Source organism: Agreia sp. VKM Ac-1783 (assembly GCF_900177765.1).
Taxonomy (GTDB): domain Bacteria; phylum Actinomycetota; class Actinomycetes; order Actinomycetales; family Microbacteriaceae; genus Agreia.
This window is the reverse complement of sequence record NZ_FXWI01000002.1, coordinates 964267-977459: the sequence shown is the minus strand read 5'-3', so window position 1 is coordinate 977459 and position 13193 is coordinate 964267. Positions and strand designations below refer to the sequence as shown.

At 66.0% G+C, this 13193-nt stretch carries 7 protein-coding genes; all 7 read right to left on the bottom strand.

Translation table 11 applies throughout. The features are described 5' to 3' along the window. Nucleotides 1-10: 10 nt before the first annotated feature. The 7 genes from CCK87_RS09585 to CCK87_RS09555 are packed head-to-tail and all read right to left on the bottom strand — an operon-like array spanning nucleotide 11 to nucleotide 13092. Nucleotides 11-664 carry a pyridoxal 5'-phosphate synthase gene (locus tag CCK87_RS09585; protein ID WP_086461145.1) on the bottom strand — a complete coding sequence of 218 codons (654 nt, stop codon included), beginning with the start codon at nucleotides 662-664 and terminating at the stop codon, nucleotides 11-13. Between the two features lie 2 nt (nucleotides 665-666). After that, a complete protein-coding gene (locus CCK87_RS09580) occupies nucleotides 667-1878 on the bottom strand; it encodes an MFS transporter (RefSeq protein ID WP_086461144.1) in 1212 nt (403 codons plus the stop codon). Between the two features lie 12 nt (nucleotides 1879-1890). Beyond that, nucleotides 1891-5733: an ATP-dependent RNA helicase HrpA gene (gene hrpA, locus CCK87_RS09575; protein WP_086461143.1), complete on the bottom strand. Its 3843-nt coding sequence runs from the start codon at nucleotides 5731-5733 to the stop codon at nucleotides 1891-1893. Between the two features lie 6 nt (nucleotides 5734-5739). Then, complete coding sequence (locus CCK87_RS09570; protein ID WP_086461142.1) at nucleotides 5740-6459, bottom strand: ABC transporter ATP-binding protein; 720 nt, start codon at nucleotides 6457-6459, stop codon at nucleotides 5740-5742. Further along, a complete protein-coding gene (locus CCK87_RS09565) occupies nucleotides 6456-7355 on the bottom strand; it encodes an ABC transporter ATP-binding protein (protein WP_086461141.1) in 900 nt (299 codons plus the stop codon). The genes CCK87_RS09570 and CCK87_RS09565 overlap by 4 nt, the downstream gene beginning before the upstream one ends. Continuing rightward, nucleotides 7352-10030: an ABC transporter permease gene (locus CCK87_RS09560; protein ID WP_086461140.1), complete on the bottom strand. Its 2679-nt coding sequence runs from the start codon at nucleotides 10028-10030 to the stop codon at nucleotides 7352-7354. Before CCK87_RS09560 ends, CCK87_RS09565 begins: the two co-directional genes overlap by 4 nt. Continuing rightward, nucleotides 10027-13092 carry an FtsX-like permease family protein gene (locus CCK87_RS09555; protein ID WP_086461139.1) on the bottom strand — a complete coding sequence of 1022 codons (3066 nt, stop codon included), beginning with the start codon at nucleotides 13090-13092 and terminating at the stop codon, nucleotides 10027-10029. The genes CCK87_RS09560 and CCK87_RS09555 overlap by 4 nt, the downstream gene beginning before the upstream one ends. Nucleotides 13093-13193: the final 101 nt, after the last annotated feature.

The window sequence follows — 13193 nt, the reverse complement described above, 5'->3', positions numbered from 1 at the left end:
AGGGCCGGAGTCAGGGCCAGAGCAGTGTCGTCGACCAGCTCTGGCCCTGACGGCCGTAACGCAGTCTCTGGTGCTTGCGCTCGGCATCCGACTGCCAGAATTCGACCGACTCGGGCCGCACGCACCAGAGGGTCCAGGTGGGTGACACGAGTTCCGGATGCGCGTCGAGTTCGCGCGCGGCGAGCTCGATGGCGGCCTCGCTCTCGTCGTGGCTGCCGAGCGGCTGACTCTGCGGGCTGCCGAGGGCGACGGCGCGTGCGCCGATGCCGCGGCGAGAGAAGTCGCGCGCGTTCTCGTCTTCTGAACCCCGGCTGACTGTGCCGCGCACGCGCACGGAGCGGCCGACCGCGGGCCAGTAGAAGGTGAGGGCGGCAACCGGGTTAGCGGTCAGCTCGACGCCTTTCGCGCTCGCGGAGCTGCTCGCGAACCACCAGCCGTCGTCGGTGAGGTCTTTCAGGATCAGGACCCGCGCATCCGGAACGCCGTCGGCGTCGACGGTAGACAGCGTCATGGCGTGCGGCTCGACCTGGCCCGCCTCGACCGCATGCGTAAACCACTCAACGAAGAGGTCGAGCGGGTTGTCGGGGGCCGCGGACGGATCGAATGGCGGGGGAGTGCCCGTGAGGCTCTTGAGCGGACGGAGACTGTCTCGAAGTGGTTGCACGATCAGAGCCCGCTGACCGTCTGAACGGGCTCGGTGTCGGGAATGGGGCTCGCGTCTTTGCCGCGGAGATCGGGGTGCCAGCGCTTGCCGACGAAGGCCACGATGAAGCCGAGCAGGGCGAGGCCACCCGCGACGACGAAGGCGCCGGACGCCCCGCGGCTGTCGATCATGAAGCCCGCGACCGCGGAACCCACTGCGGCGCCGATGAGCTGCCCGGTGCCCGCCCACCCGTAGGCCTCGGCCGTATCACTGAAGCGCACGCTCGCCGACACGATAGAGAACATCACGGCGAGAGCGGGCGCGATGCCGACGCCTGCGAGGAACAGGGTGACACTGAGCCACCAGATGTTCAGCGAGAAGGCGGCCAGGGCAGTGCCGACGAGCACGATGAGCAGGCGACGCGCCAACGCCCACGGTCCGATGGGAACGTGACCCAGCGCAAGCCCGCCGACCAAGGAGCCGATCGCGAAGACGGCGAGCACGACGCCCGCCTCGAGCCCGTCGTGGCCGAACGATGCGACGACGCCCGCCTCGATGGCAGCGCAGGTGGCGATCAGGAGAAAACCGACGACCGTGGCGAGCAGCACAGGCGGCTTCGTGAGCACCGCACCGAGCTTGCGGCGGGAGCGGGGGATGCGCACGCGACCGAGCTCGGGGCTCGCGATGAACCAGATGCCTCCGCCGACGAGGAAGATGGCCGCGAGCAGGATTCCCCAGACGGTGCTGATCTGCGTGGCCACGAACGTGGTGACGACCGGGCCGACCACCCAGATGATCTCTTGGGCGGAGGCGTCGAGCGAAAACAGCGGGGTCAGCTGCTTCGAGTTGACCATCTTCGGGTAGATGGTGCGGACGGCCGGCTGGATCGGCGGCATCGTGAGGCCGGCGACGAGGGCGACTCCCATGGCCGCGGGGATCGTGAGCGGCAGGAGTGCGATGGCCGTGATGGCGAACGCGCAGATGATCATGGTGAGCGTGATCACCTGACGCATGCCCCAGACGCCCATCAGCCGTGACGTGAGGGGCCCGGCGATGGCCTGGCCGATGCTGAGGGCTGCGAGAACGAGACCGGCTGAGCCGTAGGAGTCGTGGACCTTCTCGATATGCAGCAGGAAGGCCAGCGACAGCATTCCGAAGGGGAAGCGTGCGGTCAGCTGCGCGGCGATGATGCGGGCGACGCCGCGGGTTTTGAGGAGACTCGAGTAGCTGTTCACAACCTCTCCACTCTACCGTCCAGCCGGTACAAGTGCCTTCTGAATACGTTGCATAGAGACAGGCTCCGCCGTTCCGAGCGATTGTGCAAACAGGCTCACTCTGAATTCCTCGAGGAGCCAGCGCGCGCGCACGATATTCGGCGGCGAATGATGGGCGAGGGGGATGCGGCCGCCCGCGTCGGTGTAGCGCTTCGTCGCCGTCTGCACCTCGGTCATCCAGGCCCGATCGCGAGCAGCGTTCTCGGCCAACTTGTCGAGCCTCTGAGTGAGCGCCTTGAGGTAACGCGGCAGCTGGCGAAGCTGCGTCGTGCCCGTCGCAGAGACGAAGCCGGGGTAGATCAGACCCTTCAACTGCTCTCGGGCATCGCCGAGGGCCGCGAGGAGCGCCATGCTCGTGACGCCCTTCAGAGCTTTCTCGGCATCGCGCGCGGCCGAGAGAATCGTGGTGACGACTCCGACTGTCGCGTAGAGCTCGTCCATGACCGTCGCCGAGAGACGGTCTCGGGCCGTGGAGAACGCGGCCTCGTTCCAGAGCATGCCATCCGGGGTCACCTCGAACAGCACGCGCTGCGCGACCGCCCGCAGGCAGTCGTCGAAGAGTGCCTGCACGTTCTGGTACGGGCTGGTCGCGAGCATCAGCTTCTCGTTCTGCGAAAGGTGCTCGCGAACGTACGACAGAGGCGACGGCACGGCGAGCAGCAGCAGGCGCACGATGCCGTCAGGGGTCTGGAGCGCCTGCTCGTCAGGCGAGGTCATCAACCTCAGCGCGACGGAAGAGCCCTCGTCGACGAGCGCCGGGTAGGCCCGGATCACGCCGCCATGCTGCTTGGTGTCGACGAGCTTGGGCAGCTCGCCGAAGCTCCACGAGGTGAGCCCCGTGCGCTCGAGATCGCTCGACACGCGGGTCGTGGCCTTCGCCACGGACTCGCGCGCGGCACCGCGGTGCTTCTGCTGCAGAGCGGGCAGGTCTTTCGAGACGGACAGCGTCTTGCCTCGCTCGTCGACGACCCTGAACGACATACGCAGATGAGACGGCAGGCGCTCGCGGTCGAAGTCGGACGCGCTCACCGAGACGTGACCGAGACGCGACATGGTCGTGGCGAGGGCAGCGAGATACCCCTCGTCACCGCCGCCTTCTGGCGTCTCGGCGACCAGGCGCACCGCCCAGTCGGTGGAGGGCACGAAGTTGCGACGGATGTTCTTGGGCAGCGACTTGATGAGCGCCGTCACGAGTTCGACGCGCAGGCCCGGCACCTGATATTCGAACGATTCGGGTTTCAGTCTCGGCAACAGCGCGAGAGGAACGGTCGCCGTGACTCCGTCGTCTTCGGTGCCGGGCTCGAAGCGGTAGCTCAGGCCCAGACGCTGATCTTCCTGCTGCCACGTCGTCGGGTACTCGTTCTCGTCGATCTCCGGCGCGCCCTCGGGCACCAGGGCGTCGATGGTCATGGTGAGAAGGTCGGGGGTGTCGTGCTTCGCGGTCTTCCACCACCCCTCGAAGGTGCGCTGCGAGAACACATCGCGGGGGATGCGTTCGTTGTAGAAGTCGAAGACGGCCTCGTCGTCGGTCAATAGATCGCGGCGCCGGCTGCGCTCCTCGATCTGCTCGAGCTCCTTGCGGAATGCGCGGTTCGCCCGGTCGAACGCCTGCTGCGACTCCCAGTCGCCCTCGACCAGCGCGTGTCGGATGAACAGCTCGCGCGCATACGACGGGTCGACTCTCGAGAACTGGATGCGCCGTTTCTCGATGATGGGAACCCCGAACAGCGTGACGCGCTCGTAGGCGACGACGGAGCCCTGCTTCTTCTCCCATCGCGGCTCGGAGTAGCTTCGCTTGACCAGGTCGCCGGCCAGCTTCTCGGCCCACGCGGGATCGATCGCCGCGTTCATGCGTGCGAAGAGTCGGCTGGTCTCGACGAGCTCGGCGCTCATGACCGCGGCGGGCTGCTTCTTGCCCAGCACCGACCCGGGGAAGATGCTGAAGCGGGTCTGGCGTGCTCCCACATAGTCTTTCTTGACCGCGTCTTTGAGCCCGATGTGCGAGAGCAGACCCGAGAGGATCGAGCGGTGGATTCCGTCGGGGTTCACCGCGCGCTCGCCGATCGTGAGCCCCAGCGGCCTCGACAGTTGCTTCAGCTGGCGGTACACGTCTTGCCACTCGCGGATGCGCAGGTAGTTGAGGAACTCGTTCTTGCAGAGGCGGCGGAACGCACTCGACGACAGCTCCGCCTGCTTCTCTTCGAGGTAGTTGTAGAGGTTGAGCAGAGTGAGGAAGTCGCTCGTGGGGTCAGTGAAGCGACCGTGCAGTTCATCGGCTCGCTGGCGCTTCTCGAGCGGGCGCTCGCGGGGATCCTGAATCGTGAGTCCCGCGACGATGAGCATCACCTCGCGGCTCGTGGCCGTCTCTTTGGACTCGATCACCATGCGGGCGAAGCGCGGCTCGATGGGCAGGCGCGCGAGGTCGCGACCGATCCTCGTCAGCCGTGGCTGGGCATCCGGTGTCTTTGCATTTTTGTCTGCCGGCGTGCGCAGCGCGCCCAGCTCGGTGAGCAGGTCGAGGCCGTCTTTGATGCCGCGAGACTCCGGCGGCTGCAGGAACGGGAAGGAGGCGATGTCACCCAGGCCCAGCGAGATCATCTGCAGGATGACCGCCGCGAGATTGGTGCGCAGGATCTCGGGTTCGGTGAACTCGGGTCGCTTCTCGAAATCCTGCTGCGAATACAGCCGGATGGCGATTCCATCGCTGGTTCGGCCCGAACGGCCCGAGCGCTGGTTGGCCGACGCCTGCGAGATCGCCTCGATCGGCAGCCGCTGCACCTTGGAGCGCACGCTGTAGCGGCTGATACGCGCGGTTCCCGAGTCGATCACGTACTTGATGCCGGGCACCGTGAGGCTGGTCTCGGCCACGTTGGTCGCCAACACGATGCGTCGGCGCACGCCGGGCGTGCTGCTGCGCTGGAAGACGCGGTGCTGGTCGGCGCTCGAGAGGCGACCGTAGAGGGGAAGGATCTCGGTGACGCCGCCCGCCGAACTGCGGTTTGCGAACTTGCCCTTGAGGGACTCCTCCGCGTCGCGGATCTCGTTCTCTCCCGAGAGGAAGACCAGGATGTCGCCGTCGCTCTCGCGTCCCAGCTCGTCGACCGCCTCGCCGATGGCCTCGAAGACGTCGCGGTCGGGTGTGCTCGGAGCCTTGTCATCGGTGTCGACATCGGTGTCGCTGTCTGCGCGCTCGCCATCTGCGGTCAGCTTCGTCTCCGCGACGAGCGGCCGGTAGCGGATCTCGACAGGGAACGTGCGACCGGACACCTCGACGATCGGTGCGTCGTCGAAGTGCCGTGAAAAGCTCTGCGGGTCGATCGTGGCCGAGGTGATGATCAGCTTGAGATCGGGCCGCTTCGGTAGCAGCTGCTTGAGGTAGCCGAGCAGGAAGTCGATGTTGAGGCTGCGCTCATGCGCCTCGTCGATGATGATCGTGTCGTACTTCGAGAGCATGCGGTCGTGGTGCATCTCGTTGAGCAGGATTCCGTCGGTCATCAGCTTGATGCGGGTGTCTTTCGACGCCTTGTCCGTGAAGCGCACCTGGTAGCCGACCACGCCGCCGACCTCCTGGCCGAGCTCTTCGGCGATGCGCTCCGCGATCGTGCGCGCTGCGAGCCGGCGGGGCTGCGTGTGACCGATCGACTCGCGACCGAGTTCGAGGCAGATCTTCGGAAGCTGCGTGGTCTTTCCCGAGCCCGTCGCGCCTGCGACGATGACCACCTGGTTCTCGGCGATCGCGCGCGCGATGTCATCGCGACGCTGGCTGACCGGGAGTTCAGGCGGAAAGGTGATGTTCAGGATGGGATCCATGGGCATTCCATTCTAGATTCCTTCGCGCAGAGCTCCCGCGTGGCGCCCGCGTCGTGCGCTCAGGCGACCGTCGCGGATCTCGAGGATGCGGTCTGCGTGAGCCGCCATTCTCGGATCGTGAGTCGAAACGATCGCGGCGACATCGCGCTCGTGCACCAGGGTCGAGATCAACGACATCATCGTCTCGGCGTTGAGGCTGTCGAGTTGTCCGGTCGGCTCATCGGCAATGATCAGTCGGGGGTTATTGGAGAGAGCTCGTGCGATTCCGAGCCGCTGCTGCTGGCCGCCGGAGAGTTCGTTCGGCCTTTGCTGCGCGTGCTCTGCCAGACCCACGACCGAGAGCAGCTCGTCGACCCGTGCGGCTCGTTCGTCTGCGTCGGCCCCGACGAGTCTCATCGGCAGCTCGACATTCTCCGCTGCGGTGAGTGCCGAGAGCAGCGCGAAGGTCTGAAAGATGTAGCCGATCTCTCGCCGTCTCATATCGACCAGATCGCGATCGCTCGCGCCGGTCACCTGCCGTGACCCCAGCCAGACCGTGCCCGAGGTCGGGATATCCAGACCTCCGAGAAGGTTGAGCAGCGTGGTCTTGCCCGAACCCGACGGCCCGCGCAGCACCACGAGTTCGCCGGCGCGAACGTCGAGAGTCGCGTCGACAAGGGCCCGCACTTCTGTTGCGCCACTGCCATAGGTGCGAGTCAGGCCCTGGGAGCGCAGCACCACGTCGTCGTTCATCTCTCGTCGTCCTCTGTCTCGCTCGCGGCCGGCTGCTCGGTCGGATGCACTTGCGCGTGGGTATCGGCCAGTTCCACGCGAACGAGTCCGCTCAGGCCCAGGCTGCGCACATACTCCTGCGGAAGCTGGAGGCGCCCCACCCGGTCGAGCACAACGAACTCCTGCGATCGGTGCTGCTCCTCGCCGAACTCGTTGGTCTCGGTTCTGCGGTGCACTTCGGTCGAGAGGCGCCCGTCTCTGATCTGAACGGTCCTACGCACCTTCGCCGACACATCCTCGTCGTGGGTCACGATGAGAATGGTGACGCCCAGCTCGCGGTTCACGTGGCCCAGAGCGTCGAGAACGAGCTGCGAATTGATGTCGTCGAGTTCGCCCGTCGGCTCATCGGCGAAGAGAACCTCCGGTTCGTTGGCGAGTGCTACGGCGATCGACACGCGCTGCTGTTGGCCACCCGAGAGCTGCGAAGGCCGTCGGCCGGCGAACTCGCCCATACCGAGCAGTTCGACGAGCTGGTCAATGCGGTTCGCCCGTTGTGCGCGGGGCATTCCCGCGAGGACCAGCGGCATCGCGATGTTCTGGCGCGCCGTGTAATACGGCAGGAGGTTGCGGGAGGTCTGCTGCCAGACGAAGCCGACAGTGTGGCGCCGGTACTTTGTTCGCTGCGCCGAGGTCATGGTGAGAAGGTCGTGACCGGCGACGATCGCCCGACCCGCCGTAGGAACCTCGAGACCCGTGAGAACGGCGAGCAGTGTCGACTTGCCCGAGCCTGAAGCGCCGACGATGGCGATCAGCTCGCCTTGGTCGACCTCGAGCGTGAGCCCCTGCAGCGCCTGCACCTCCACCTCGTCTGTCGAGAAGATCTTGACCAAGTCGGCGCATTCGATCTGACGCGTCATGACTCTCCCATCTTGAGGGTGGATGCGGGGGCGAATCGTTTTCCGAGTGCCGCCGCGATAAGAACAGCCGCCACGATCGTCACCGCGTAGATGCCGAGCGCGCCAGCGATCCAAAGCGGATCGATCGACGGAGTAGGCAGCGTAGTGCCGCCGAAGAACCCGCGAAGGTCGAGCACCGCGGTGACGATATAGGGCAGGACTATTCCGACACCCGCCCCCACCAGCAGCGCAGAGATCGCGACCGGCCCGAACTCCCAGGCCACGAGGGCGCGAACCTGGGGCGGCGTCATACCGATGATTCGCATCACTGCCACCACTCGATTTCGAGATGCCGCCGATGCCATGGCTGCCAGCGCGATGATGAGCATCGTGAAGATCAACGTGGCCCCCGCAGTGAGCACAAGAGCGATCTCTATCGCGGAGGTCGCGGGGGAGGCCTCTCTCTGGCGAAGTTCGGAGTGCACGTCGTAGATGCCCGCGGACTCGACGTACTGGTCGGGCTGCACCCTCAACACCGCATTGCGAATCGCATCGATGCTGGCAGGGCCATAGTTCTGGTCGAGGCCGATGAGAACGCTGCGCGGCCCCTGCTCGCTGACGCCCAGTTCGGCCGCCGTATTGTCATCGATGATCAGCCAGACGTCGGGCATCCCCGGGACAGCGGAGTCGGCGACGACGCCGGTGGGCTGAATCGAGATGTCACCCAGCCGGATGTCCGTGCCCACGAGAAGGTCTGCCAACGACTGGGACACCAGCACCGGGTGCGGCGATTCGTTCGCCGACCCGAGCTCGGGCAGGTCGCCGCGCACCGCCGCGAGCGCGGTCGGGTCGACGAGCAGCACGTCGAGTCGGGTGGTTCCGGCTTCGTCTGTCAGGGTCACGTTCTCCTGCACCGTCAGTGCGGCGGCAGCGTCGACCCCGGGCATGTGCCGGATGTCGTCGAGCAGCGTGTCGGGCAGATCGTGAGCGTCGACGCGGGCGTCGGCGCCGACGCTCTCGGTCGCCGCGCGCTGCTGGCTCACATCGACGGTGCTGATCATGATCGTTGAAAACATGACCATGGACACGCCGACGATGAGCGCCAGCGCCGCGATTGCACCGATTGCGGGGTCACGGATGGCTCGTGCCGAACCCACCTCGGCCACCGGCGCCATCCGCCGGCGAACAACGGCACGCACTGCACGCAGGGGAATGGGGAACACCCTCAACCCCACAAGGCCGACAGATGCCGCCAGAAGCAGAGGGGTCGCGGCGAGCAGCGGATCGACGCCGAAGACGTCACCCGAGGAGACGAGTCCGCGACGCTGCAGAAGCACCAGGGCGACGATTGCGGCGCCTATGAGCGCTGCCTCGAGAACCCACCGGATGCGAGACCTCGAACGCACCGAGATGTCGTTGCGCGAATCGCGAAGGCCGCCGGGCGAGACCAGAATCGCCGCGAGCACGATCGGGCTCAGGGCCAGCGCTACCGGCGCGAGCACTCCATCGACTCCGACCCTCTCAGGCAATACCATCGCGGCGGCCGAGAGGGCTGCGATCGAGCCGGGGATCGAGATCGCCGCCGCCTCGATGACCATCACGCCGCGAAGCTGACCCATCGAGGCACCTCGAGCCGACGCGAGACTCAGCGAGAAGCGCCTGCGGCGAACGAGGGTCTGAAGGCTCAGAGCATATGTCGCCAGGAGCACGCCGAGAAGACCGGATAGTGACAGTGCGACGAGCGCAACCGTTGCAGCGACCTTCACCGCGGTGTTCTCTATCACATCGGCGAAAAACGTCTTGAGAGTGAGGGAGCCGGAATAGGGAAGCGCAACCGGCGTCGCGGACGCCTTGCGAATTTGCGTCGCCAGCTGTTCCCGATCCGCGAAGGAATACGCGTCCGGGTCGACCGTGATCCACGCGACGAGAACGCCCGCTGCGAACGGTTCGCGCAACGAGGCTATCGAGTCGGGCGCGACGTACACGCTCGCTTGGATTATCGGAGCCCTGCCGGTCTCTCGGATGATCAAGGGGTGTTCGAGGTCGTAAGCGTGAGTCCAATAAGCACTCTCGGGATCGTCGGGTTCGTAGACCCCCGCGATCCTCAGGGCCGCAGATGAATACGGAACGACGTCGCCGACCGCGAGTTTCATCTCGGTCGCCGACTTCTGCGAGATGGCTATCTCGATCGGATTCTCCACTGCGGGGGTACCGTCTTCGAAGGTCCACGGCCGCGGTGCTTCGCCCGACACGTAATGCAGTCGTTCGTCGAATGCTAGGTCTATGGCGAGACGTAGCGAGAGATCCACACCCTCGTCAGCACTACTCGAGCTCTGCCCTGTCGAGCTCTTGGCAACCCACACAGCGGCACCGAGACCGTCGGCGAGGGGATGAGGGAGCGTCGACGGAACCTGAGCGATCGCGCTGTCGGTCTCACCGAGCATGCCCTGGGCGCTCGTCCCCACACTCGACGAGGGCAGGCCGATGCGGCCCTCTCCGCTCAGATCCAGACGGCGAGGGCTTTCGTTGCCGAGCTCGAAGCTCAGTTCTGCAGTGGCCACCGCGGCGACAGCGCGCGGCACGATGGCGGCGACGAAGACCGTCGCCGTGACAAGAACGGCTACGAGAAGGGATGCCCGAAACCCTGCCCGCAGGTGATCGGCGAGCAGGCGCACCGACGAGGTGAAGTCGTTCATTCGTGCCCCTCACCCGGCAGAAGCCGCGAGGCGAGCGATCTGACCCGTCTGCTCAGATCGACGAGGATAACTGCGATTCCCACGACCAGCGCGCCTAGCAGCAGGCCGAGCCCTGTCCAGTCCACCGCAAGAGACGCGGAGGACGACAGATAGCCACGGTCTACGGCGGCGCGGGCGAGTTGCGGCACCGTCAGTGCGCCGACGAGCGCGCCGGCGGCCGCACCCGCGACAAGCGATGCCGCGAGCACGAATAGCATCTCTCGCATCACGACGGCCGACTGCTCAGCGGGTCGCATTCCCAGGGCTCGAAGCGCTGCGATATCGTTGCGGCCCCATCGAATTCGTGAACTCGATGCAGAACCCATGGCGATGAAAGCGAACAGCAGGCACGCCGCGGCGGAGGCCCACAACGCGATCGACGCCGCGCCTAAAACCTTCCTGGACTCGGGGTTGTCGCGAAGCTCGATCTGAGCATTTGCGGGCACAACCCCGCGCACGGAGTCGCGCACCTGCTGCTGCTGCTGGTCGACGGTCGTCATCCACAGATCAGTGGATTCGGCGGGGAGGTTGCTCGTTCGTTGGTGAAAATGGTTGATCGCGGAGAGATCCATCAGCAAGGCCATGTCGCTGTCGGCGCCAGGAATCGCTGGCACGATCGCCGTGACCACGGCGTTGGCATCGCCGAGGACATCGCGCAGGCTCAGCGCGATGAGATCTCCGATCCGTAGGTCGAGGGCGCGTGCCAGTGGCGCGGAAATGACAACCCTCGGTCGCAGATATTCGCTGGCTGAGCCGTCACTGGCCGATGTCATCCGCAGAAACGGGAGTCCGGCATCCAGCGCAAAACCATCGCCGCCAGCGTTGCCCTCGGGGGGCAGGGCGAAGTCGCTCAGGGTGTCGAGGCTCCAATACTGGCCCAGCGGTACGGTCTCGGCTGCGCCTCCGACGTCTGCGTCGAGACTCACCAGTCGAAAACTGGGTCGAATCACATCGAACGATTGATCCGCGAACGAGATATCGATCGAGATGAGCGACCCTGGCGCAGCGTGTTCTCCGGCGGCGACGGCGACGGTGTACGCCAGAACGCCATCCGCCTCGACTGTCGGGCTGGCGAAGGTCACGGAGCGTACGCTCCCGAGCCGATCGGCAATCCATGCGCTCAAGGCTGGTGGTGCGTCGAATCCGAGCGCCTCGACGCGAAGCGTCAGGGTATCCGCTCCGTCCGGAAGGATCGGGCCGGGGTCATCCATCTGGATGTCGTCTGCCGCCTCGTCGGGAGCGAAGACTCCGCCCGCGTCGTGTGCGACCTGTCGCAGGGCCTCAGGGGTCGCAGCAACCACCGATGCAGTGACGGTGCCGAGCGACAGCGTCTGCACGTCGATCGGAACAACGTCGACGACGTTGTCGGTCGCGGCGACAGCGTCGCGTTGCGCTGCCGACAGGGGCGCCAGCGGCGACGAGACACGCACGTCTGCGCCCACATGAAGCGCTGCATTCTGGGCATAGAGATGCGACCACGTGGCCGAGAACGTCGCTGCCATCGTGCCGGAGCCCACCGCGAGGGCGACGATGACGAGAGGTGCGGCCACGCGCGCTGTCTGGCGAGCGAGCGTGCGAGCGGCGAGGTGAATACGTACACCGGAACCACGGATTCGCCCGGAGTGCAGCCCGACTACGGCGGGAAAGGCAGCGAGTGCGGCGAGCACGACTGCGATGAGAGCGAGGGCTGGGGCGACGACCACGAGGGGATCGATGCCGGTTGACCCGTCTGCGTTGGTCGTGAGCGGCGATCCGTACCGCCGCAGTTGCCACACCGAAAGCGCCGCCCCGATGGCGACGAGAAGAACCGCTCCGGGCGCGGCGACGCGGCGTGCCCTACTGTCGCCGCGTCCGCCCCGCGTCGATTGTGTGACGCTGGTCGTCGACCGGTAGGACGACGCCGCGGCGATAAGGCTCGCAGCGATCGCCACGAGCGTCGGGACGACGAAAGCGCTGGGGCGAAGAACGAGAGATTGACCCGCAATTGGCGCCACGGAGAGTGCGATAACGACAGCGGACACGCCGACTGCCGCGCCGAGCACCGTGGCGCTCGCAACCTCACCCGCCACCCGCGAGGCGATCGCCGCCGTGGATCGACCACGGGCCCAGAACAGGAGGGTATCCCGTTCACGGCTGGCGACCAGTACCTGAACGAGTTGCCAGAGCGCAACCAGAGCGCTGCCCGCAATGAGTGCCGCGGCGACCGGTTCGATCGCGCGTAGTCCCTCGACTCGTTGATCGAAGTCATCGAGGGTACGGGCGAGTTGGCTCTGGATCTGCAGCGAATCGAAACCGGATACCTCACCGCGCCAGGCTCGTTGCACCGTGGCCCACGCCGAGCCCACGGAACTGCTGTTACTCGAGGTGAAGTCGTCGATCGATGTCGGAACCACCGTCCATACTGCTTTTGGCTGAAGGTCGAAGCGATCCCACGCATCCTCGGTGATGACGAAAGGACCTCGTCGATCCGACCCACCCGTTTCGACGGCCTCGTCGCCGTACCAGCGGGGGTCGAGCGGGTCTTTCGGGCGCCATGTGCCGGAAACCGTGAAGACAACCTGATTGAGAGAGACCTGGTCGCCGGCGCTGAGCCCCAGGGCGGCGGCGGCATTCGCCTGCACTGCGACCTGGTCGGCCACGGTGGGTGCCGCTCCTGTCTCGAAGACAGCGCGTGTCTCGAGGTCAGGAACGGTGAGCGTCTCAGCGGGACCCGACTGATCTCCGGTCGAGAAAATGGCGCCGGCCTCGAGCGTGCGAGTGGTGTCGAACGTCACCTCGACGGCACCGAGCGTCTTCGCGATCGCTCGCCTGACTTCCGCATCCTGTTGATCGGCGTCTTCGACGCTGTCGAGAGAGGCCCGGAGTGCGAGATCCTCGCCGGCCTGAGCGGAGAGCTCGGCACGAAGTCCCGCCGTGGCCTGCTGATCGATGTATGCGGAGGTGGCGACGGAGAAAGCGCAGACGACCGCCGCCACGAGTGCGATCGCCGCCAGAGTGAGAGCGCTCTCACGAAGTCTCGACACCGACCAACAACTCCCACTGTGTTGCGCCCGCCTCGTTACAGGAGCTCGATGTGAGTCTATGCGTCCGCTCGGTAGGTCGGTAGTCGCAGGAGTTCGATGGC